Origin of the sequence: Eleftheria terrae, from assembly GCF_030419005.1 — a bacterium.
Lineage (GTDB): Bacteria > Pseudomonadota > Gammaproteobacteria > Burkholderiales > Burkholderiaceae_C > Caldimonas > Caldimonas terrae.
The window spans coordinates 2883624-2904783 of record NZ_CP106951.1 but is presented as its reverse complement, the minus strand read 5'-3'; the positions used below and the strand labels follow the sequence as shown (position 1 = coordinate 2904783).

The 21160-nt window shown below is 70.9% G+C and carries 19 protein-coding genes; 9 read left to right on the top strand and 10 right to left on the bottom strand.

Annotation, left to right across the window (positions count from 1 at the left end; genetic code table 11):
* The first annotated feature begins 41 nt into the window (after window positions 1-41).
* From N7L95_RS12810 to N7L95_RS12800, 3 genes are all read left to right on the top strand, one after another.
* A complete protein-coding gene (locus N7L95_RS12810; RefSeq protein ID WP_301255635.1) occupies window positions 42-875 on the top strand; it encodes an AraC family transcriptional regulator in 834 nt (277 codons plus the stop codon).
* A 256-nt stretch (window positions 876-1131) separates the two neighbouring features.
* Window positions 1132-1713, top strand: coding sequence for an RNA polymerase sigma factor (locus N7L95_RS12805; protein WP_301255634.1), 582 nt, complete (start codon window positions 1132-1134; stop codon window positions 1711-1713).
* 216 nt (window positions 1714-1929) lie between these two features.
* Window positions 1930-2265, top strand: a complete 336-nt coding sequence (locus N7L95_RS12800) for a carboxymuconolactone decarboxylase family protein (RefSeq protein WP_301255633.1) — start codon at window positions 1930-1932, stop codon at window positions 2263-2265.
* Window positions 2266-2323: 58 nt separating this feature from the next.
* On the opposite strand, the gene N7L95_RS12795 is transcribed toward N7L95_RS12800, so the two are convergent.
* From N7L95_RS12795 to N7L95_RS12785, 3 genes are all read right to left on the bottom strand, one after another.
* On the bottom strand, window positions 2324-3157 hold the full coding sequence (locus tag N7L95_RS12795; protein ID WP_301255632.1) for a type IV pili methyl-accepting chemotaxis transducer N-terminal domain-containing protein: 834 nt from the start codon (window positions 3155-3157) through the stop codon (window positions 2324-2326).
* Between the two features lie 387 nt (window positions 3158-3544).
* Window positions 3545-4741, bottom strand: a complete 1197-nt coding sequence (locus tag N7L95_RS12790) for an amidohydrolase (protein ID WP_301255631.1) — start codon at window positions 4739-4741, stop codon at window positions 3545-3547.
* A gap of 196 nt (window positions 4742-4937) precedes the next feature.
* The gene (locus tag N7L95_RS12785) at window positions 4938-5081 is read right to left on the bottom strand and encodes a hypothetical protein (RefSeq protein ID WP_301255630.1); all 144 of its coding nucleotides are present in this window, start codon (window positions 5079-5081) and stop codon (window positions 4938-4940) included.
* Between the two features lie 88 nt (window positions 5082-5169).
* Between N7L95_RS12785 and N7L95_RS12780 the strand changes: the two genes are divergently transcribed.
* On the top strand, window positions 5170-5577 hold the full coding sequence (locus N7L95_RS12780; protein ID WP_301255629.1) for an Lrp/AsnC family transcriptional regulator: 408 nt from the start codon (window positions 5170-5172) through the stop codon (window positions 5575-5577).
* Between the two features lie 29 nt (window positions 5578-5606).
* Here N7L95_RS12780 and N7L95_RS12775 read toward each other — a convergent pair whose 3' ends face one another.
* Window positions 5607-6224 carry a nitroreductase family protein gene (locus tag N7L95_RS12775; RefSeq protein ID WP_301255628.1) on the bottom strand — a complete coding sequence of 206 codons (618 nt, stop codon included), beginning with the start codon at window positions 6222-6224 and terminating at the stop codon, window positions 5607-5609.
* A 78-nt stretch (window positions 6225-6302) separates the two neighbouring features.
* Window positions 6303-7199, bottom strand: coding sequence for an EamA family transporter (locus tag N7L95_RS12770; protein ID WP_301255627.1), 897 nt, complete (start codon window positions 7197-7199; stop codon window positions 6303-6305).
* A 73-nt stretch (window positions 7200-7272) separates the two neighbouring features.
* Between N7L95_RS12770 and N7L95_RS12765 the strand changes: the two genes are divergently transcribed.
* On the top strand, window positions 7273-7797 hold the full coding sequence (locus tag N7L95_RS12765; RefSeq protein ID WP_301255626.1) for a MarR family winged helix-turn-helix transcriptional regulator: 525 nt from the start codon (window positions 7273-7275) through the stop codon (window positions 7795-7797).
* A gap of 86 nt (window positions 7798-7883) precedes the next feature.
* On the top strand, window positions 7884-8597 hold the full coding sequence (locus N7L95_RS12760) for a glutathione S-transferase N-terminal domain-containing protein (RefSeq protein WP_301255625.1): 714 nt from the start codon (window positions 7884-7886) through the stop codon (window positions 8595-8597).
* A gap of 96 nt (window positions 8598-8693) precedes the next feature.
* On the opposite strand, the gene N7L95_RS12755 is transcribed toward N7L95_RS12760, so the two are convergent.
* From N7L95_RS12755 to N7L95_RS12745, 3 genes are all read right to left on the bottom strand, one after another.
* Window positions 8694-10169: a sensor histidine kinase gene (locus N7L95_RS12755; protein WP_301255624.1), complete on the bottom strand. Its 1476-nt coding sequence runs from the start codon at window positions 10167-10169 to the stop codon at window positions 8694-8696.
* Entirely contained in the window at window positions 10166-11098 is a 933-nt protein-coding gene (locus N7L95_RS12750) for a type 1 periplasmic-binding domain-containing protein (RefSeq protein WP_301255623.1), read from the bottom strand. Before N7L95_RS12750 ends, N7L95_RS12755 begins: the two co-directional genes overlap by 4 nt.
* 574 nt (window positions 11099-11672) lie before the next feature.
* Window positions 11673-12323 carry a response regulator transcription factor gene (locus N7L95_RS12745; protein WP_301255622.1) on the bottom strand — a complete coding sequence of 217 codons (651 nt, stop codon included), beginning with the start codon at window positions 12321-12323 and terminating at the stop codon, window positions 11673-11675.
* A gap of 518 nt (window positions 12324-12841) precedes the next feature.
* Between N7L95_RS12745 and N7L95_RS12740 the strand changes: the two genes are divergently transcribed.
* Window positions 12842-13336, top strand: a complete 495-nt coding sequence (locus N7L95_RS12740; RefSeq protein ID WP_301255621.1) for a response regulator — start codon at window positions 12842-12844, stop codon at window positions 13334-13336.
* Window positions 13337-13401: 65 nt separating this feature from the next.
* Here the strand turns inward: N7L95_RS12740 and N7L95_RS12735 are convergent, their stop codons facing one another.
* On the bottom strand, window positions 13402-15537 hold the full coding sequence (locus tag N7L95_RS12735; RefSeq protein ID WP_301255620.1) for a TonB-dependent receptor plug domain-containing protein: 2136 nt from the start codon (window positions 15535-15537) through the stop codon (window positions 13402-13404).
* A gap of 793 nt (window positions 15538-16330) precedes the next feature.
* On the opposite strand from N7L95_RS12735, the gene N7L95_RS12730 reads away from it, so the two are divergent.
* Window positions 16331-19042, top strand: coding sequence for a CHASE domain-containing protein (locus N7L95_RS12730; protein ID WP_301255619.1), 2712 nt, complete (start codon window positions 16331-16333; stop codon window positions 19040-19042).
* A gap of 385 nt (window positions 19043-19427) precedes the next feature.
* A complete protein-coding gene (locus N7L95_RS12725) occupies window positions 19428-20222 on the top strand; it encodes a Coq4 family protein (protein ID WP_301255618.1) in 795 nt (264 codons plus the stop codon).
* Between the two features lie 12 nt (window positions 20223-20234).
* Here N7L95_RS12725 and N7L95_RS12720 read toward each other — a convergent pair whose 3' ends face one another.
* The gene (locus tag N7L95_RS12720; protein WP_301255617.1) at window positions 20235-21155 is read right to left on the bottom strand and encodes an SMP-30/gluconolactonase/LRE family protein; all 921 of its coding nucleotides are present in this window, start codon (window positions 21153-21155) and stop codon (window positions 20235-20237) included.
* Between the last annotated feature and the right edge of the window lie 5 nt (window positions 21156-21160).

Sequence of the window (21160 nt, the reverse complement as noted above, 5' to 3'; positions counted from 1 at the left end):
TGCGTCTTCCGGTACGAAGTTTTTGATCAGGAGTTCAGGTGATGGTGGATCGACTGGCAGCCTTGCTGAGCCACTTCTCGGTCAAGGCACGCACCTTCCAGGCCGGTGCGTTGTGCGGCATCCATGCGCTTGGCGCCGAGGAGCCGTACGGCCAGCTGCACCTGATCCGCGAGGGACAGGTGCAGGTGCGCCACGGCCGGGGGGCGGCCTTGCACATCGAACAGCCCACCCTCTTGCTATACCCGCGCCCGATAGCCCACCGCTTCATCACCGACCGGCAGCAGGGCGCCGACTTCGTCTGCGCGCATGTGGAGTTCGAAGGCGGGGCCGCCAATCCCATCGTCGCGGCCTTGCCTGCATTCATCTGCCTGCCCCTCGACCGCTTGCCCAGCTGCGAGCCGGTGCTGCGCCTGCTCTTCAGCGAGGCCGGGTCGGCCCACTGCGGCCGCCAGGCGGTGCTGGATCGCTTGTTCGAGGTGGTGCTGATCCAGGTCCTGCGCGAGCTGATGGAGCAGCGCCAGCTCCAGCCTGGCATGCTGGCCGGCCTGGCCCACGAGCGCTTGCGGCGGGCGGTGGTGGCGATGCACGAAGCGCCGCAGCGCGACTGGTCGCTGGAGGCCTTGGCAGAGCAGGCCGGCATGTCGCGCACCGCCTTTGCGACCACCTTCCGCGACGTCATCGGCCTGACGCCCGGCAGCTACCTGCAGCGTTGGCGCATCGGGTTGGCGCAGAAGCGGCTGCGGCAGGGCCAGGCCTTGAAGCTGATCGCGGCAGAGGTGGGATACGGCAGCGAGGCGGCCTTGTCACGGGCGTTCCGTGCGCAGACCGGTGCCTCCCCGAGGGACTGGCGCAAGGCGGCGGGCGGCGCGGCTTGAGGCCGGGCGGGCGGCGGCCGCGCCGGCGGCTGGCGGCGCCAAGCGGTGCGCGGCGCGGTCGCCGCAGTGCCGGCCGGTCCGGCACGGTCGCTCGACCACTATTTTTGGGGCGCCTGAATCCTTTCGGCCCGCAGCCGCCTCTAGGCAAGGGTCACAAGAACTGGAGTGTTGACGTGCGTTTGCAAACATGTTCCGGGGCGACGGCCAGGGCCGCTGTCTCCTGCATCCCGGCAGCCGGTGATTCGGGGAAGCGCCCATGATCCGGGCTGACAGTCATCTCATCGAGGCCGCGCGCTCGGGCGATGCCGCGGCGCTGTCCCGGCTGCTCCAGGTGTGCCAGCCCGACTTGAAGCGGTTTGCGCGCCGCACCTGCGCCACCAGCGAAGACGCCGAGGACGCGGTACAGCTGGCGCTCTGGCACCTGTACCGCAAGGTCGGGGCGCTGCGCACCGTGGCCGCGTTCGGCACCTGGCTGTTCCGCATCGTCGAGCGCGAGTGCTACCGGCTGTTCGGCGGGCGCCTGCCGGTGGACGAAGTGGCGCGGGTCGATCCAGATGCGGCGCCGGCCCCCGGCCTGCCGCTCGACCTGCGGGCCGACTTGACGCGGGCGATCGCCGAGTTGCCGGCCACTTACCGCGACGTGCTGATCCTGCGCGATGTCGAGGAGCTGACGGCGCCCGAAGTGGCGGCCCACCTGAACGTCAGCGTGGAGGCGGTGAAAAGCCGGCTGCACCGCGCCCGCGGCATGGTGCGTGAGCGGCTGCTGAGCAGCGGCTACTGGCTCAAGGACGGTGGCGGGCCGCAGGCCGGCCGCAAGGGAACGACCGATGTTCTGTAGCACCTCGCTTCGCCTGCACCTGCTGCGGGGGGCGGCCGCGCTGGCCTTGATGGCGGTGGCGGCCTTGATCGGTGCCCGCGATCCGCTCCTGTCCGTGCTCCCTGTCGTGGGAGCGGTCGTTCTGCTGCGCGGATGCCCCATGTGCTGGACCCTGCAGCTGGTGCAGTCCCTCCGGTCGCGCCGCTGTGCGGCGCCGGCCTGCCCGAAAGACCCGCGATGAACCACTACCAATCCCCCGATGACCTCCGACTGTCCGGCGAGCTGGCCCGCCTGGCGCCGGTAGAAGCGAAGGCCTTCCTCGCGTTCGACCATGCCGCCAAGCGCGCCGGAGGGCAGCTGGAGCCGAAGGTGCGCGAACTGATCTCGGTCGCAGTGGCGCTCACCACCCAGTGCGGCTACTGCCTCGACGTGCACACCCGGGCGGCGAAGCGGCTCGGATGCAGCCGGGAGGAGCTGGCCGAGGTGGCCCTGGTCGCCGCGGCGGTGCGAGCGGGCGCCACGCTTGGGCACGGGCTGCTGGCCTTGCGGCTGTTCGACGAGGCGCCGGGGTGAGCGATGCGGCCCGCGCGCTGCCAGGCAGGCGGGCCACCGACCCCCGGAGCCGCCCGGTTCAGGCCAGGCTGGCGTACAGAACAGTCACCCGGTCCATCACCTGCAGGATGTTCTCGCTGGTCGTGAACACCTGCCGGGCGTTCGCCTCGGGGCTGTTGCCCTCGCTGGCCTGTGCCAGCGCGTTGTGGAAGAACACCCATTGCTGGCGTGCCAGGGCCAGTTCCCGCCGTATCGGCTCGGTGGCCTCGGGCGCATCGTGCAGTTCGCGGAGCGCTTCGACGAACTCGTGTTTGGCGTCGTTGAGTTCCCGCTGTGCCTGCGGAATCTCGGTCTTCCAGCGCTGCAGCAAGTAGAACTTCGCGGCGCGCTGCGACAGCATGCGCTCGCGTCCGGCGATGTTGACCAGGCGGCCCACCGCCTTGCCCGAGTGCCGTTCGAGCTGCACCGTGCCGCGGTCGGCCAACTGCAGCACACGGGCGTCGAGCGTGACGAGGCGCGCCGCCTGGGCCTGTTGGGGGGCTTGCGACAGCAGCGCCTGCTTGTAGTCGCGCCAGGCCAGCGCGAGCTCGGCATAGGTGGCGGCGATCTCGGTGGTGGGCGCGGAGGCCGACAATTCGCCCAACTCGCGCTCGAACAAGACCGAGGCCTCGTTCAGCAGGCGCTGCGCGCGCTGCGGCTCGATGCCCTGCCCGAGCGCCAGCCACGCCTTTGCAAGCCGTTGCGACAGCATGCGCTGGCGGCCGGCCTTGTTGACTGCGTCGAAGACGCGGGTCTCGGCGGCAGGCGCCGGGCCCGGCCGCAAGAACAACCCGGCGCCGAGCAGCGTCACCGCCGCCGCCACAAGGCGACGCCGGGGTGCCACCTGCGGGAAGGGGGTGGAGGAGAGGGACATTGAAAACTCCTGCTTGATGTCATACCGGCCGGAGCTTGGACTCCGCCTGTCGACGCCGGCCCGCTCGGCCGACCACTACCGGTCGCCTGGGTCCTGGCGTGCGAACTGCCGTGGCGAAGGCAGCGACTTGCGATTGTCGGCACCGTTCAGGCGTTCCGTCTTGACGCAATCGATGCTGATGCGATCTAGGCGACCCCGGTGTGCCAGGGAGCGGCGGTTCACCATGCAGCAGGAGGGCAGGACAGGCCCGGCCCGGCCCGGCCCGGCCCAAGCGGGGCCGTGTGGCAGCGGCGCTTGGAAGTCCCACTGCATCGGCAAGGCCCATGGCGACCGTCTCCTCCTCCGCGCGGGATGCACGCTGCGACGGTTCCCGCTCCCGGAACGCCCTCATCCGGCCGGCAACCACCGCTCCACCAGCCGCACCCAGAAGGTGGCGCCCACCGGGATCAGCGCATCGTTGAAGTCATACGATGCGCTGTGCAGGGTGCAGGGGCCGGGTCCATGGCCGGGCAGGCGGTGGTCGGTGTCGCCTGCCTGCGGTCCACTGCCGACCCAGAAATAGGCGCCGGGCCTGCACTTGAGGTAGTAGCCGAAGTCCTCGCCGCCCATCGTCGCTTCGCGCTCGTGGACATGCGCTGCGCCCACCACGTCCAGCATCAGCTGCCGCACGAACTCGGTTTCCTTGGGGTGGTTGTCCACCGACGGGCAATACCCGCTCCACTCGGTGTGGCCGGCCAGCCCGAAGGCCGCCGCGGTGTGCCGCACCATTTCCTCCATGCCCTGCTTCAGCAGCTGCAGCACCGGCTCCGGGCCGCGCACCGTGCCTTGCAGCACGCAATTCGACGGCACGACATTGGTGGCCTCTCCGGCATGCATCATCGTCACCGAGAGCACCGCAGGGTCGATCGGGCGCTTGTTGCGGCTGATGAGCGTTTGCAAGGACTGCACCAGCTGGCATGCGGCGGGGATCGGGTCCAGGCCGAGGTGCGGCATCGCGGCATGCGCGCTCCTGCCTTCCAGCGTCAGCTTGAAGTTGCACATCGCCGAGCCGCTGCCGAAGCGATAGGCGAAGTCGCCCACCGGCAGATTGACGAAGTTGTGGAAGCCGAAGATCGCGTCGATCGGAAACCTGTCGAACAAGCCGTCCTCGATCATCGCCCGGGCGCCGCCGATGATCTCCTCGGCCGGCTGGAACACCAGCACCACGCTGCCACCGAACGCCGCCTCTTCCGCCAGGACGCGTGCCGCGGCGAGCAGGGTGGTGGTGTGGCCATCATGGCCGCAAGCGTGCATCTTGCCGTCGATGGTGCTGCTGTGAGGAAACCGGTTCAGCTCATGGATCGGCAGTGCGTCCATGTCGGCACGCAAGGCCACGCTGCGTGGGGAGCTGCCCTTGCGCAGCAGGCCGACGACACCAGTGCCGCCCACGCCGCGGTGCACTTCGTAGCCCCAGGCTTGCAGGCAGTGCGCCACCCGGTCGGCCGTGCGGTGCTCCTCGAATCCCAGTTCCGGATGCGCGTGGAGGTCGCGTCTGAAGCGGGTGTACTCGCCGGCATGGCGTGTCAGGCTGTCGATGATTTGCATGAGCCGTCGTCCTCGTGCAATGCACTCGTGGCGTGGGGGCCGTGGTTGGGATCCGGTGGGGGCCGGGCCGGGACTGCGGCTCGCCATCATTGGCCCGGCTCGACCGGCGCGGCCGTGGCGCCCAGCGAGGCGGCGGGTGACGAGAAATACCTCGTGCCATTGTCGGTCCATGCACACGAGCGCGGCTCCTGCGGGTTCAGCCAGGGATCTGGCCGTCCGGTACCTGCTTGGCGTTCAGGGTGGGCTGCACGGGTCGCAGCGGGGCGGGGTCCATGCCGATCGCTGCCTTGCAGGCGCCAAGGCTGCTCAGCCGGCGGCGCCAGCGGGGCAGCTGTCTCATCGAGCGCCCGAGCTGCGCCGGCGATCCGCAGCTTCGGCCTTGCAGTCCCGACGCTTGCGCGCTGCCGCACCACGGGCTGCCGCCGGGCGTGGGTCGCCGCCCCCGCCGCGGCGGCCCGCAGCGCGGCTTCCCTCCACCTCGCATCGACCAGGGGACGCGCGCAGGTCGCTTCCTCCTTGCAGAGCTCGACGCGCGCCGGCTGGGGCCCTCGACCTCGTTCGTGGTGGCGGTGCAGGTCGAGCAGGAGCGCCCCGAGCTGCTGGCCCAGTTCCGTGACTGGCTGGCCGCGCAGGAGCCGGTCCAGGAAGCCTTCTACGTGACCGGCGACGCCGACTTCATCCTGGTGGTCTGCGCGCCCGACACTGCGACCTACGATGCATGGACCGCCCGCATGGTCAGCGAGAACCCCAACATCCGGCGTTTCACCACGCATGTGGCGCTGCACGTCGTCGAGCGGGGGCTGGGCGTACCCATTGCGCTCGACGCCGGCGCCTGAGGGCGGCGCCGGAGCCACGGCCGCCGGGCTCAGGCGAAAGCCAGCACCTGGTGCACGGGGTGCCGCGGCTTCTGGGGCCAGTTGCCCGGGGCGCTGCGGCCCACGGTGAGCAGGATCACCGGCAGCTCGTTGTCGGCCAGGCCGAACTCGCGCGCCACGCCGGACGGGTCGAAGCCGCTCATCGGGCCGGTGGCCCAGCCACGCGCTTCGGCGGCGAGCATCAGCGTCATGGCGGCGAGCGAGGCCGAGCGCACGGCTTCGTCGCGCTGCAGCACCGGGTTGCCCTGGTGCGACTGCCGTGCCATGCCGACCCAGCGGTCCACCAGCGACGGCTCCACGATGCCCGCATCCACCGAGGGCTGCAGCGCCGCGGCCAGCCCTTCATGCGCGCCCAGCGTGCCGCAGATGATGAAGGTGACGGCCGCGTCCACCACCTTGTGCTGCGCGTAGCACACCGCTTTCAGCCTGGCCTTGGCCTGCGGCGTGCGCACTGCGATGAACTTCCAGTTCTGCAGGTGGAAGGCGGTCGGCGCCAGGGTGGCGAGCCGTACCAGCTCGGTGATCTCGTCGTCGTCCATCCGCTGCTCGGGATCGTAGTGGTTGGCCGAGAAGCGGGATTCGATGAGGGTGGTGACGGGATGGGACATTCCAGGCTCCGTAGGAAAAAGGAAGGGGAAAGAGTGCAGGGGGCAGGGGCGGCCCGCCAGCGGCCGCCCGGTGGGAATTCAGGCGTCGCGCACCGCGCCTGCCGGCCGGCTCATGGCCCATTGCACGGCCAGGATGCTGGCGAGCACCGTCACCAGCCCGGCCAGCGAGAGCCCGCTCATGCGTTGGTCCAGCACGGCCCAGCCGAGGATCACCGCGGTGAGCGGGCTCAGCAATCCCAGCGACGAGACCGCCACCGGCGCCAGCCGCGCGATGCCGCGGAACCACAGCGTGTAGGCCAGCAGCGCTCCCACCACCGACAGGTAGGCATAGCCGAGCAGGTGCGTGGAGGTCAGCGTGGGCAGCGGTGGATCGACCGCCCAGGCCACCGGCAGGAGCATCGTGCCGCCGACCAGCAGCTGCCAGCCCGTGAAGGCCAGCACCGGCAGTTGCGAGCGCCAGCGCCGCGCCAGGTAGGTGCCGGTCGCCATGCACGCGGCGCCGGCCAGTGCGGCACCGATGCCGATGGGGTCCCACACCGAGCCCGGTGACAGCAGCAGCGCCGCCATGCCCGCCACGCCGGCGACGGCCGCCGCCACCGCCACCGGCACCGGCCGCCGACCGTCCAGCAGCCACGCCAGCCCCATCACCAGCAGCGGCTGGATGGCGCCCACCACCGCGGCCAAGCCGCCGGGCAGTCGATAGGCCGCGAGGAACAGCAAGGCCTGGAAGCCGCCGATGTTCAACGCCGACAGCAGCAACAGCCGCCGCCAGCCCTCGCGCTCGGGCAGGCGGCGGCAATACAGCGTCAACAGCAGGCCGGCTGGCAGGGTGCGCAGCAGCGCGGCGGTGAAGGGGCGGTCTGGCGGGAGCCATTCGGTCGTGACGATGTAGGTGGTGCCCCAGATGGCGGGTGCCGTCGCCGTGACGAGCACGTCCGCCCAGGAGAACCGGCCTTGCGTTGAGTGGCCTTGCATGGCAGCAATTTGTCTTGATTTCGAGATAAATCAGCTTAGCAGATAATCTTGAAGTCAAGACAAGCAGGTGAACATGGCCAGACAACGGGACACCGCGCCGCGGCCGGACGCCGTGGATGCCATCCTCGATCAGTGGCGCCGGGAGCGGCCCGACCTGGTGCTCGGGCCGATGGCCACCATCGGCCGGCTCAAGCGCTGCTCGGCCCTGGTGCAGCGGCGGCTGGACGAGACCTTCTCGGCCTTCGGCCTGAGCGGCGGGGAGTTCGACGTGATGGCCACCCTGCGTCGCTCGGGCCGGCCCTACAGCCTGGCGCCCACTGCGCTGTTCTCGGCGCTGATGGTGACCTCGGGCACCATGACCCACCGGCTGCAGCGGCTCGAATCAGCCGGCCTGGTGCAGCGGGTGCCCAACCCCGACGACGCCCGCAGCCTGCTGGTGCAGCTGACGCCGCAGGGGCTCGAGCTGATCGACCGCGCCGTGCAGGCGCATGTCGAGAACGAAGCACGCATCCTCGCGCCGCTCAAGCCGGCCGCGCTGGCGGCCCTGGACGAGAGCCTGGCACGGCTGCTGGCGGTGCTGGAGAATGGCGGCGACTGAGCCGGCCAGCTTTCGCAGCGGCCTGCCGCCAGGCCGCTGCGCGGCCGCATCCCCGACTCCCTCATCCACTCCGGAAGGACGACACCATGGCCTCTCTCTCGAGCTTCGCCATCACCCGCAAGTGGCCGGCGCAGCATCCCGACCGCCTGCAGCTGTACTCGCTGCCCACGCCCAACGGTGTGAAGGTCTCCATCATGCTGGAGGAATGCGGCCTGCCCTACGAGCCGCACCTGGTGGACTTCGAGAGCCAGGACCAGATGTCGCCCGAGTTCCTCTCGCTCAACCCGAACAACAAGATCCCCGCCATCCTGGACCCCAGCGGGCCGGAGGGCGAGCCCCTGGCCTTGTTCGAGTCGGGCGCCATCCTGCTGTATCTCGCCGAGAAGACCGGGCAGTTCCTGCCCCGCACGCCGGCGCGCCGCCATGAAACGGTGCAGTGGTTGATGTTCCAGATGGGCGGCATCGGCCCGATGTTCGGCCAGCTCGGTTTCTTCCACAAATTCGCCGGCCGCGAGTACGAGGACAAGCGTCCGCGCGACCGCTATGTGGCCGAATCGAAGCGACTCCTGGCGGTGCTTGAGCAACGCCTGGCCGGCCGCGCCTGGATCATGGGCGACGACTACACGATCGCCGATATCGCCATCTTCCCCTGGGTGCGCAACCTGGTCGGCTTCTACGGTGCCGGCGAGCTGGTGGGGATCGAGCAGTTCCCGGAAGTCCGGCGCGTGCTGCAGGCATTCACCGCGCGCCCGGCTGTCGAGCGCGGGCTGGCGAACCCGCGGCGACCGGCCGCCGCCTGAAAGGCGGGCGCGGCGCCCCGGCCACCACGGCCGAGGCGCCCCGGCCTCGGGGCCGGCAGGCGTGTGCCGCAAGGCCCTGCCTCGCTGCGCCGGCCCTCACGGACGAGGCCAGGGCACCCGCAGCTCGATGCGGGTGCCTTGTGAGGGCAGGGCCGCAATGCGCAGCACGCCGCCGGCCGCCCAGGCCCGCTCGCGCATGCCCACCAGCCCGAGGCCGGCACCGCGGGCCGGCTCGGTGGGCAGGCCGCAACCGTTGTCGTAGACGGTGATCTGGATCTCGCGCCGCACCTCGTCCACGCCCAGCCCGACCTCGACCCGCGTGGCGTTCGCATGCTTGACCACGTTCGACAGCGCTTCCTGCACCACCCGGTAGGCATTGATGGCCAGCGTGCCGGGCAGGCCGGGAAAGCGCTCGTCGACCTTCAGCGTGAAGCGGCATTCGGGATGCAGCGTGTCGTAGTCGCGCACCGCTTCGGCCACCGCACCGCAGAAGCCCAGGGTGTCCAGCACCTCCGGGCGCAGCCGTTTGACGATGCGCCGGGCACTGTCGTAGAGCTGGTCGGTGGTGCGGGTGATGCGCTGCGCAATGCGCTCCAGTTCGTCCTGGGCCACCGGCGGGCCGCCACGCGCGCTGAGGGCGGCCGCACCCAGCCGCACCGAGATCAGCGAGGCATTGAGCTGGTCGTGGATCTCCACCGCGATGCGCCGGCGTTCTTCCTCCACCAGCGCATTGCCATGCGCGATGAGGCGGCGTTTTTCCTCCTCCGCCGCCCGGGCTGCCTGCACGGCGGCTTGCAGCGCCGCGGTGCGATGGGCCACTTTTTCTTCCAGCTCCTGGCGGGCGGCGGCCAGCTCGCCGGCCATCTCCGCCATGGCGTCCTGCAGCTCGCCCAGCTCGCCGCCCCGGCCGCTGCCCAGGCGCACCTGGTAGCGGCCCTGCCGGATGTCGCGCACCGCGGCCATGATGGCCGCCAGCGGCCCATGGATCATGCGCGCCAGCAACAGCCCCAGCAGGCCGCTGCCCAGGGCCGCAGCCAGGGTCACGCCACCGGCGAAATACAGGTTGCGGCGCTTCGCATCCACCAGCCGCTGCGGCGACATCAGCACCCGCACATGGCCCAGCACTTCGCCGGGCGATGCGCGCAGGTCACGCGGCGGGCCGGCGACATGGGGCCGTGCCGGATCGTCGAACAAGTCGACATCGATGGCTTGCGCGCGGATGGGGTGCTCGAACGGCATCGCTTCGCCCGCCTCGGCGGCCGACTGCGCGCCGGCCAGCCGTTGCCGGGTGGGGCCGAGCACCTCGATCCGCGCGATGCTGGGTTCCGAGGCGAGCAGGCCCTGCAGCGTGCCGGCCAGTGCCGCGCTGTTGCCCGACACGACGGCATAGCGGCTGGCCTCGGCCAGCGTGGCTGCCAGCAGGCGGCCCCGCTCGTCGATGTCGGCGCGGATGTCCTTCAGCTGCGAGCCGTAGATGGTCGCGCTCACCACCAGCCACATCACCAGGGCAGGGAGGATGGCCACGCACAGCATCAGGGTGGTGATGCTGGGGCTGCGGCGAGGCGGCCTCACCGGGGCCTCCCCGGCGGCCGGTTGCCCATCTCGCGCACCGCGTCGCTCACCGTGATGGACAGCGAGCGGGCCACATGTTCGTTGATGGCCACGCGCCAGTACATCGGGTACTGTGGCTCCGGCAGGCGCCCGGCCTCCAGCTGGGGCAGCACCTCGTCGAGGTGGGCCGCGATGTCTTCCACCGAGGCATAGGCGCTGGCCAGCGTGCCGGCGTGCACGAGCGCCGGCGAGAAGCCCACGATGGGCTGGCGCCGCCGGTAGCTGGACTCGAGCAGCAGTCCCAGGTTGTCCTTGCTGTAGAGGCTGCTGTCCGGCAAGGCAAGGATCACTGTCGCCGACGACAGGGCGTTCAGTTCGCGCACCACGTTGTCGCCCGCCGCCACCCGGTGCACGGCCAGGTTCAGCCCGAGCCGGCTGGCGGCGCGGCGCAGCCCGGGTTCGAGGCGCGCGGTCAGCTCCGACAGCAGCACGCCCACGGTGACCCGTCGCTGGTACAGCGCGGCAATCACCTCCAGCTGGGCTTGCGGCGATGCTTCGGCGTAGATGGCGGTGACCGCGGAGCGGCGTTCCGGGTCCGCGGCGGCCAGCACCTGCTGGTAGGTCTGGCCCGACGCGAAGAGCGAGACCACCGGCTGCAGGTCGGCCTCCAGGGCCGCCTGCAGTGCGGCCGGGCCCACCGCGAGGTAGACACCCGGCCCGGCACGCTGCGAAAGCACGCGGGCGTCGCTGCTGTGCGGCAGCCCGGGATAGTGCTGCCGGAAGGTGTCGAGCACCTCGCGCACCGCGGCACCTTCCCCGAGCGCGAGCACCCGCAGCTCATGCGCAGGGTGCCCCACCGCCCCCAGCACCAGCCCGCATGCAGCCAGCAGCAGCGAGCCGGCGGCAGCCAGCTTGCGGACCGAGGGCGATCGCGCGGCGATGTCGTTCATCTCAGCCACCGGCACGACGGCGACCCTGCGCCCGACAGCGGCGATGGCGGGCGCCGCGGCTCATGCGCGCCACCACGGCCGCCCTGCCGGCCGGGCCGGTGTGCCGTGGGGTGCCATCGCGCTTCCCGGCGGGCAGGCGCAGTGCAGCGATGCCACTCCCCCAAGCGTCCCGGTCCGGCACCGGCGGCTGCCCACCTGGTGCCACCGTCTCCTCATGCTTCAGCCCTCCTTCCCGGCGCTGCGCCGGAATCGCGTTTTCTACAACACGACGCGCTGTTCTTCCCTGATTCGCACTTGTTGAAGGTGACAGGGCTGGCTGGCGAGTGGTCACGATGATTGCTATCGTATGGAGGTGCCAGGTGCGGTGTACTGGCAAATCGAACGGTAGTTCCGGAGCGATCGACCATGCATCAACTGCAGCACTCCCCCGCCTCCCCTGTCGCATGGCTGCCGATCGGCTCGGGAGGCACCGGCCAGTTGTCGCGACCGTTCTGATGCCCTGCGGTGGCCCACGCAGGCATGGCCTTGCCGAGGCCGGCGCGCCCTGCGGCCGACCGGTCCGCCGGCGACTCGTTCAGGGCGAGATCAGCAGGTGCCGCACCGCCAGCCGAGTGATCTCGGCCGGCCGATGCACGCCAAGTTGTTCCTTGATCGACTGGCTCACATTGCTGATGGTCTTCGGTGACAGGCTCATCGCCTCGGCGATCTCGAGGTTCGTCATGCCCAGGGCCATGCGCTTGAAGACCTCGAGCTCGCGGGCGTCGAGCTTCGACTGCGGCGATTCGTCGCCTCGCACATTGAGCAGCGCCAGCCGCTGCGCAATCTGCGTGGCGAAGTAGAGCCGGCCTTCGTGCGCATGCCGGATGGCTGCGGCGAGCACGTCCACCGGCGCGTTTTTCGTGACGAAGGAGAGCCCGCCGAGCCGGTAGGCTTCCCTGACGAGTTCGTCCTGGTCGAACTGGGAATAGAAGACGATGCGTGCCTTCGGGTGGCGTTCGAGCAATGCGCGTGCAACGTCGAGCCCCGATGCCTGGCCCTCGCCGAAGCGGATGTCCAGAACGATCACCACGTCCGGCGGGCCGGCCTCGAAGGCAGGCAGTACGTCGGCCGCCTCGCATGCCTGCGCCACACAGTCGATGTGCTCGCGCTTGAGGGCGCTGACCAGGCCTTCGACAATCAGCGGATGGTCGTCCGCGATCAGCACTTTGATTCCGTCTGTCGCCATGACTGATCCTTTGTCCTTGGTGGACCTTCGGGGTGGGTTCTTGTACAGCACGAAGCCGCTCGCTGGGGGACTCCCTACTTGTTAGATACGACAGGTCATGCTGGCGGCTGCAGGTGTCAGTTGCTATGGTATGGAACCCGCCAGTGCTGTTCACTGGCATATCGGCCGGTAGCTCAGCAGCGAGAAACCATGCACAAATCTACGCTCACCCCCTTCCTCAAGGCGACAGGGGGCCCGCCGGGCTCCGGCGGTACGGGGCAACGCATCTCGCGCCTGCTGCTGCTGCCTTGCCGCGTGTCCGGGGCCGGCAATGCCAGGTCGCCCGAAAGAACAGCACGTGGCGGCCGGCATTGCGCAGCGCATGGAGCGGGCCTTGCTCCTTGAGGGGAGGCTGCCGGCCCTTGGCGGGCGGCGACGGGCACGTGAGCCGCTTTGCCGCCGTGGCGCAGCCGACGTGCCGGGGGCCGTCGCACCGCACGACGGTGCGGCTTGCGTCACGGGACACAGGGGAGTCGCGCATGTTGCCACTCAGCAGGGAAGAAGGTCGCACCGAGGCACTGGTCGTGCTGGTGGTGGATGACAACGTCGACGCCGCCGTCTCTCTCAGCTGCCTGCTGCAGCTGCTTGAGTGCAAGACGGTGGTGGCCTATGACGGGCCGACCGCGGTCGACGTGGCGGTGCTCGTTCCCCCGCAGCTGGCCTTCATCGACCTCGACCTGCCCGGCTTCGACGGTTGCGAGGTGCTGCGACGGCTGAAGGCCGCCGACGGGCTGGGGCCCGCCGTGTCGGTCTGCCTGACCGGGCGCGGTGGCCCGCACGACCGGCTGCGCTGCCTGGAAGCCGGCTTCGACGACTTCCTTTCCAAGCCGCTTGAACTGGCGGACCTGAACCGCGCTCTGCAACAGGCGCGCGAGGCGGTCGCGACGTCGTCGCTGTTGTCCCTCGATTGCCTGCCCGGTGGCTGTGCCGGCGCTGCCTTGGCATTGGGAGACGCCGGCCGCAGGGCCAGCTGAGCCAGCGCGCCGGCCGCCAGGTGAGGGGGCCGCGCCCACCTGTACCGCGGCACCTTTCGACCGGCTCAGAAGTTCAGCTCGAGCTGCCCCAGCCACTGCAGGCGGTGGTGGTACTCGCTCTGAGGCCAGCTGCCGACGTCGCGGAAGTAGCCGACGGTCTTGTTGTCCAGGCGGCGCACGATCAACGAGCCGCGGCCCCGCAGGCCGTCATGCTGCAAACGCTTGTGCACGGCCAGGTCCTCGCGGCCGAAATGCCGTTGTCCCGGCGCCTCGGCGGAGGCGCCGTAGTACGCCAGCGATGCCGACCAGCCACCACCAAAGGCATGCGACAGCCCGGCGGCGCCGCTGTGGCGCGAGTACTGGCTGCGCTCCAGCACGGTGGTGGCGGCGTGGTTGCGCAGGTAGGAGTAGTGGGCAAAGGCCGACCACTGTGGCGTCAGGTCCAGGTTGAGCTGCAGCTCGACGCCGCTCAGGCGGACCGCGTTGTCGTTCGACGGCCGGAAGTCCGACACCTGCAGCTTCTCGGAGATCAAGTCGCTCAGGCGGTCGTCGAACAGCTTGGCGTCGAGCAGCAGGCCGCTTGCGGGCAGGTTGAGCAGGTAGCCGATTTCCCGGGAGGTGATGCGCTCGCTGCGCAGCCCGCCGGTGCTGTGGGCGCTCTGAAAAAAGCGGACATGCGACGAGCCGTTCAGCGGCGGCTGGGCGTCGTGCAGGCTGTAGACCCACTCGGTGCGCTGCTCGTGCACATCCGGCGTGCGGGAGCCGCGTGACCAGACCAGGCGCAGGGTCTGTGCCGGCGACAGGCGAAAGTTGGCGGCGAAGCGCGGCGAAACGGTGGTGCCGCTGGTCTGGTCCCGCTCGACATACGCGCCGGCATTGACCGTGAGCCAGTCGGTCGGCTTGAACTCGGCATTGCCGAACGCACGGCCACCGGAATTGCGCACCGACCGGCCCATGAAGGTCTCGCTGTGCCCGCGATGCTGGCGGGCACCCAGGCCGGCGACGGTGCGCAGCCGGTCAGAGAAGACGTAGGTGTCCTGCAACTCGATGTCGAAGCGGCTTTCGCTCAGGTTGTGGTTGGGCGTGCCGCAGGTCGGTGCCATGGCGCCGCCCGGCCCCAGCCGGGCGATGGCCTGCAGGGCCTGCATCGCCAGCAGGTCGTCCTGCGGGGTGCCGCCGGTCGGGCGCCGGCCGGCCAGGATGGACCGGGCATAGCCTGGATTGGCCCGCCAGAGCGTGTACATCTCGGGCAGCACGAAGGCCGTCGGCATGCAGGTGAACCACGGCTGGCGCACCCGGTCGCGCCAGTACGAGGCCAGCACCTGCACCTCGTGGGCCGGCTCCGGGCTGTGGGTGATGCTCGCAGACACGAAATGGTCCCGCACCTTCTGGTCCGGGAAGCTGCGCTGGTAGGACTCGACGAAGGGCACTTCCTTGGTGCCGCCGACATAACCGGCATCGACGTCGAGCCGGGTCGAGGCCGACAGCAGCGTCTGGCTGCGCAGGTTGATGCGCTGCAGCCGGGTGCTGTCGTGGCCGCCACCGCTGATGCGAGAGAGGTGGTCGTAGCCGCGGTCGCCTTCCTGGGACAGCGTGAGCCGCAGCGCGGTCGGGCCGAGGGTGGCGGCCAGGCGCGCCGTCACGTCCACCGTGCCGCGCGTGCCGAGGGTGGTGGACAGGGTGGCTCGGTCGACATCGCGCGGATGCTTGGTGATGATGTTCACGATGGCCAGCATCGAGTTGGGGCCGTAGGCCGCCGAGTTCGGGCCACGCGTGACCTCGATGCGGTCGATGTCGAGCAGGGTGACGGGCAGGTTCTTCCAGTCCACCCGCGAGAACAGCGGCTGGTACACCGACACGCCGTCGACCAGCACGTTCATGCGCCGCGGCGAGAGCAGATTGGTGCCGTGGTAGTTGATGCGGAAGTCGGGCCCGCTGGTCTGGGTGATGGCCATGCCGGGCACCAGGCGCAAGGCCTCCGGCAGGCTGGTGATGCCGAAGCTCCACAGCGTTTCAGCCGTCAGCACCGTGACGCTGGCCGGCACGTCCTGCAGTGGCTGCCGCAGCCGCGCCGGTGTGAGCACCATGGGATAGGGTTCGGCGCCATTGTCGAGGTCGACGCTGGCGGCCGGCCCCGTCTGGGCCATGGTGGCGGCGGCACTCAGCAGCGCCGTCGCAGACAGGGAACGCAGGATTGCCATTGGATGACCTCGCGACGCCAGCAGGGAAGGACCATCGACCCGGGCGGGCGGCGTCTTCACCGCCACAGGTGCCCGGCAGGCGCGGGCAGCATCGGCCGTGCAAGCCGCGGCGCGACCCATGCCGAAGCCAGCCGGCATGCGATGTGCTGTTGCAGGCGCCGGCCCCTGGTAGGCGGCACCGCTGCCGGCGGGCGGCGCCGGTGACGCGCACAGAGGGACCGGACAGTGCCGCCGGGCGGCACGGCGACAGCCTGGTGGGGCCGGCCCGGCCAGCTGGCCAGGCCGGGGCGCGCGGAGCTCGGATCCATCGGCGGTTTCCTCCTGAGTGAGCGCCAGGGCCACTGCCGGGCACGGGAAGCGCTGAGCGTCGGCGCCCGGTGTGTCGTGTTCATGAAGGCGGCGGAAGCGATGGGACTTGCTTGCGACTGGGATGGGGCGACAGCGGTTGCGATGCGATGCAATGCGACTCCCGGTGCCAGGAGCCCCGGCCGGCGCGGCGGGTCGCGGGGCAGGCGGTGTCGATGCCGGAGGCCGGGCGGGGTGTGCTCGGGCACGGTGCATTCCGAGCGGGAGTTATACGTGCTTGCCCTGTGCTCCATCACCTGTCAGAGTTTTCGACGGGCTGCGGCGCCGCGGCGATCGGGTGCCCCGCAGGCCGCGGGCAGCGGGCAATGGCCGCGCGGCTTCACGGGGCCTGGCAACGGCTGTAAGCTGCAGCGCAACCTGCTCATCCGTGCGGTCTTCTTCTCCGATTGTCAGTGTGGCCACGCAGTCTCCCCCGGCTCCGACTCGGTTGATTCCCCGCCCATCCGGCGATCCGGCGGCGCAACAGCGGGCGGCCGGCCGGGGCACCGGTCGCCGCCTGCGGGCCTGGGTGGTGCTGGTGGCTGGGCTGCTGCTCAGCGCGGCGGCCGCCCTGCTGGCGGTCCGGCTGCAGGAGCGGGCAGCGCAGCACGACCTGCGGGAGCGGGCCCGCATCGTCGCCGGCATCGTGGAGCAGCGGGTGGGCCGCTGGGCCGAAGTGCTGCAAGGGGTGCGCGGGCTGTTCGCCGCACGTGCAGGGACCGTCTCCGCCGCCGAGTTCCGGGACTACTACGACCACCTGGAACTGCCGCGGCGCTATCCCGGCTTCCTGTCGCTGCAGTTCGTGCGCCATGTGCCGCACGCGCAGAAGGACGCCTTCGAAGCCGCGGTGCGGAGCGACCGCAGCCTCCTGCCTGGCGGGAACCCGGGCTTCGTGGTGCGGCCGCCCGGCACGCGGCCCGACTACTACGTGACGCACTACATCGAGCCCATGGCGGGCAACCAGGTGGCCTTCGGCTTCGATGCGGCCGCCACGACGGCGCGGCGCGAGGCGCTGGAGCGGGCCCGCGACGCCGGGACGATGATCGGCTCCGGGCGCCTGCAGCTGGTGCAGACCGGGCCGCAGGCCGGCTATGTGCTGCGGGCGCCGGTCTACCGGGCCGGCATGCCGCGCGACACGGTGGCGCAGCGCCGGGCGGCTTTCATCGGCCTGGCCACCGTCGCCTTGCACATGGAGGACTTCATCACCGCGCTGCTGCCCGATGCGCAGCTCGAACACCTGGACTTCCGCCTCAACGACCTGGGTTGGGCCGGCCAGGCGGTGGCGGCACCGACGCCCGGCAACCTGCTCTACGACACCTCAGCCCGCCGGCCGGTGCCGCGGCGCAGCGAGGCGGCCCTGGTCCATGTGATCGACGTTCCGGTGGGCGGGCGGCTGTGGCGCTTCGAGTTCCAAGAGCGCAACGGCGCCCTCGGCCTGGCGCAGCCGCTGCTCGTCGCGCTGGCCGGTGGGCTCATCAGCGTGCTGGTGTTCCGGCTGCTGCAGTTGCAGAGCGCCGCACGCGAACGCCTGGAAGCGCGGGTGGCCGAGCGCACGGCCGAACTGGCGCTGGCCAACGAAGCGCTGCGCAGCAGTGAAGAGCGCCTCGAGCTGGCACTGGCCGGTGCCGACCTGGCGCTGTGGGACTGGGATCTGGCAAACGACACCCTGGTGTGGAACCAGCGCTGGCTGGAGATGCGCGGCTACCGGGCCGATGAAGCGAAGTCCGAGGTGTCGTTCTGGAAAAGCCTGATCCATCCCGAGGACCGGCCGGCGGTGCTGGCGGCGCTGCAGGCGCACCTGGAGGGACGGCAGCCGGCCTATTCCGCCGAGTACCGGGTGCGCACCCGCGATGGCCACTGGCTCTGGCTGCTCGACCGTGGCCGGGTGGTGGCGCGCGACGCCGCAGGCCGCCCCTTGCGCATCACCGGCACCAACCTCGACATCAGCGAGCGCAAGCGCGGCGAGGAGGACCGCGTCACCGCCGCCACCGCGAGCCGGCTGGCCAGCGTGAAGGACGAGTTCATGGCCCGCATGAGCCACGAACTGCGTACGCCGCTGAATGCCATCCTCGGGTTTGCACAGCTGCTGGAGCGCGACCCGTCGAGCCTGCTGACGCCGAGCCAGCTCGAACGCGTGCAGCAGATCCAGCGCGCCGGGGCCCACCTGGTGGCGATGGTGAGCGACCTGCTCGACCTGTCGGCCATCGAGGGCGGCCGGGTGCCGATGGCGCGCCAGCCGGTGATGCTCGGCGAGGTGTTGTCCGAGGCGCTCGACCTGGTGCGCAGCCAGGCGCAGGCCGCCGGTGTGACGCTGATCGACCGAGTCGGCCCCTCGCGCGATGCGGTGATGGCCGATCCGCTGCGGCTGCGTCAGGTGATGGTGAACCTGCTCACCAACGCGATCAAGTACAACCGGCGCGGCGGCAGCGTCACGGTGGCGGCCCAGTCGCGGGGAGCGCAGCAACGGGCGGTGTCGGTGGCGGACACGGGCGTGGGTTTGCGGGCGGAGCAGATCGGCAAGCTCTTCCAGCCTTTCGAGCGGCTCGGGGCGCAGCGGTCGGAGATCCCGGGAACCGGCCTGGGCCTGGCCCTGTCGCGGCGCCTGGTGGACATGATGGGTGGGCACATCGAGGTGAGCAGCGAAGTCGGCCACGGCGCCTGCTTCACGCTGGTGCTGCCGGCCTGCCGCGCTGGCGAGGCAGGCGGTGCACCGCCGATGGCGGCACCGCCGGAGCCGCCCGCCAGTGATCTCGGCCTGACCGTGCTGTATGTCGAGGACGATGATGTCAACGTCACGGTGGTGCAGGGCATGCTGGCCTTGCGGCCCTCGGTCCGCTTGCTGATCGCCCGCAGCGGCGCCAAGGCGCTGGAGCTGCTCGCCCACGAGCGGCCCGACCTGCTGCTGGTGGACATGCAGCTGGGCGACATGCATGGCATCGAGCTGCGCCGCCGGCTGGCGGCGGATCCGGCGCTGGCCGCAGTGCCGTGCGTCGGCTTGTCGGGCGACGCCTTGCCGGCGCAGCGCCAGGCAGCCCTGGACGCCGGATTCGAGCAATACCTGACCAAGCCGGTGCAACTCGACGAGTTGCTGGGCGTGATCGACCGGCAGGCCCGCGCACGGGCGGCGCAGCCGCAAGCCCGGGCGGGGGGCCGATCCTAGCCACCCGCAGGCCGAGGTGGGCGGCAGGCGAGCGGCACGGGGGTCGTCCGCCATGACGGGCCTGCCGCGGGCCGGTACGCAACGGTCTTCCGGCGGCGGTCCGGCGCCCTGCGCGCCCGGCTGCTCGCGATGGCCGCTGCGGCATCGAAGGTGTCGCTGGCGTCACCCGCTGCCACCTCGACGTCGGCCTCTCGTCGGTGGCTGAGAGGAGCATCGGGCGATGCTGCAAATGGCGGGCGGAAGGGGGCGCGGCCCCCGGCGGCGCACACGCTTGTTCACCTTGACAGGTTTCTTCCCGTCCTGCCGGCCACTACGCTTGCCCGTCACAGGCGCGTCGTGCGCGGCATCTTCCGTGCCGCCGGCGCCAAGCCGAGGGGGAAGCCAGATGCGAGTCGCGCACCCGTTGTCACGCCCAGCCGTGCTGCCATTGTCGGCGCGCCTGAACCGGGCCCGCCTGTGGGCCGTGGCGTTGTTCAAGTGCTGGCGGCGGCCATTCTCGGTCCCCGCCCTGTCCGCGCTCTCGCGGGCCGTGCGCAGCGGCCGGGCGCACCGAGACGCGGTGCAGTACATGCTGTCCGACCCGCGCGTGGCCGAGTTGTGCCGCCAGCGCTACACCGGCGGCAGCAGTCCCCCGGGCGCGCTGTTGTGCCAGCCGCCCGGGTCACTCGGGCATGAAGTGGCCGTGGCGGTGCTGGCGTCGCCCGCGTCGGAGGCCGGCTGGCGCGAGCCGCTGGAGCCTGACGCCGCCCAGGCCGGCGAGGACGACTACCTCGCCGGGCGGGTGCGCCAACTGCACGAGGTGGCCCATGTGCTGACCGGCTTTGCCGGCAATGAAGTGGCCGGTGCGCTGGGACTGCAGGCCTTCTGGGCGGCGCAGACGCGCCGCCCGTTCAGCATTGCGCTGCTGGCGCTGGGCCTGCTGCGAACGCTGGCCCGGCCCGCCGAGCTGCCGCGCACCTTGAGCCAGATCGCCAAGGGCTGGCTGCTCGGCTTTGCCGCGCAGCCGCTGCTGGCCCAGCGCTTCGAGGACGACTGGGCCCGGCCGGTGGAGCAGTGGCGCCGCGAGCTGGGCCTGGTGCACGAGCGTTCCCTGGACCTGCGCAACACCGTGGCATCGATGCTGCGCCCGCTGCCGGCCTCGGCCGCGGCGGCGCCCGCTTCCTCGCGGCCCAAGCGTTGAGGCGGCCGGGCGTCAGCCGGCGTACCGGTGGGCTGCCAGGCCGGTGGCATCGGTCTCGACGCTGAACAGCGAGCCGGCCTGCACCTGGGCGGCCAGTTGCGAATCGCTGAGGCCGAAGCGGGCGCTGGTGATGAAGAGCGTGCTCAGCGTCGGCCCGCCGAAGGCGACGTTGGTGATATGCGCGGTCGGCAGTTCGACCCGCGCCAGTTCCCGGGCGGTGAGCGGGTCGCGGCAGGTCACGCGACTGCCGCCCCAGTGCGCCATCCACAGCCGGCCCTGTGCGTCGGTCGTCATGCCATCGGGATGGCCTTCCTGCTCGCTGAAGCGGTTCCAGTGGCGCTGGCCCGACAGCGTGCCGCTGACGGGATCGACGTCGAAGGCATAGGTGTCGCGCCGCGCGGTGTCGTTGAAGTACAGGGTGCGGCCGTCGGGCGACCAGGTGGGGCCGTTGGTGACGGGAAAGCGGGCATCGAACATCCTGCTGCAGCGCTGCTGGCTGTCGAAGCGGTAGAGCACGCCGGTGGGAGCCGAGGCGTCGAAGTCCATGGTCGCGCCCCAGAAGTGGCCCTGGGCGTCGCACTTGCCGTCGTTGAAGCGGTTGCCCGGCGGCTCGCCGTCCGGCTCGTGCAGCCGTTGCAGCCGCCCGCCCGGGGCGTCGGGATCGAAGAAGGCGAAGCCACGTCGCAGCGTGACGATCAGGCCGGGGCCGTCGCGGCGCTCGGCCACCGCCGAGACGGTGTCCGGCAGCGACCAGTGTTCCCGCTGCCCGGTGGCCGGCGTGTAGCGCATCAGCCGCTGCTCGAGGATGTCCACCCAGTAGAGCGCCTGCCGCGACGGCGACCAGCAGCAGCCTTCGCCCAAGGTGGCGCCGGCGCGCCAGACTTCGTTCACCGGTCCGAGCAGCCGCGGGGCCGCAGCGCTGTGTTCACTCATGCCTG

Excerpts from the sequence above, each read along its gene's own strand:
- N7L95_RS12740 (WP_301255621.1), top strand. The coding sequence starts at position 12,842 with ATGTTGCCACTCAGCAGGGAAGAAGGTCGCACCGAGGCACTGGTCGTG.
- N7L95_RS12760 (WP_301255625.1), top strand. The coding sequence starts at position 7,884 with ATGGCCTCTCTCTCGAGCTTCGCCATCACCCGCAAGTGGCCGGCGCAG.
- N7L95_RS12765 (WP_301255626.1), top strand. The coding sequence starts at position 7,273 with ATGGCCAGACAACGGGACACCGCGCCGCGGCCGGACGCCGTGGATGCC.
- N7L95_RS12805 (WP_301255634.1), top strand. The coding sequence starts at position 1,132 with ATGATCCGGGCTGACAGTCATCTCATCGAGGCCGCGCGCTCGGGCGAT.
- N7L95_RS12785 (WP_301255630.1), bottom strand. The coding sequence starts at position 5,081 with ATGAGACAGCTGCCCCGCTGGCGCCGCCGGCTGAGCAGCCTTGGCGCC.
- N7L95_RS12800 (WP_301255633.1), top strand. The coding sequence starts at position 1,930 with ATGAACCACTACCAATCCCCCGATGACCTCCGACTGTCCGGCGAGCTG.
- N7L95_RS12735 (WP_301255620.1), bottom strand. The coding sequence starts at position 15,537 with ATGGCAATCCTGCGTTCCCTGTCTGCGACGGCGCTGCTGAGTGCCGCC.
- N7L95_RS12720 (WP_301255617.1), bottom strand. The coding sequence starts at position 21,155 with ATGAGTGAACACAGCGCTGCGGCCCCGCGGCTGCTCGGACCGGTGAAC.
- N7L95_RS12770 (WP_301255627.1), bottom strand. The coding sequence starts at position 7,199 with ATGCAAGGCCACTCAACGCAAGGCCGGTTCTCCTGGGCGGACGTGCTC.
- N7L95_RS12810 (WP_301255635.1), top strand. The coding sequence starts at position 42 with ATGGTGGATCGACTGGCAGCCTTGCTGAGCCACTTCTCGGTCAAGGCA.
- N7L95_RS12790 (WP_301255631.1), bottom strand. The coding sequence starts at position 4,741 with ATGCAAATCATCGACAGCCTGACACGCCATGCCGGCGAGTACACCCGC.
- N7L95_RS12775 (WP_301255628.1), bottom strand. The coding sequence starts at position 6,224 with ATGTCCCATCCCGTCACCACCCTCATCGAATCCCGCTTCTCGGCCAAC.
- N7L95_RS12745 (WP_301255622.1), bottom strand. The coding sequence starts at position 12,323 with ATGGCGACAGACGGAATCAAAGTGCTGATCGCGGACGACCATCCGCTG.
- N7L95_RS12725 (WP_301255618.1), top strand. The coding sequence starts at position 19,428 with ATGCGAGTCGCGCACCCGTTGTCACGCCCAGCCGTGCTGCCATTGTCG.
- N7L95_RS12795 (WP_301255632.1), bottom strand. The coding sequence starts at position 3,157 with ATGTCCCTCTCCTCCACCCCCTTCCCGCAGGTGGCACCCCGGCGTCGC.
- N7L95_RS12750 (WP_301255623.1), bottom strand. The coding sequence starts at position 11,098 with ATGAACGACATCGCCGCGCGATCGCCCTCGGTCCGCAAGCTGGCTGCC.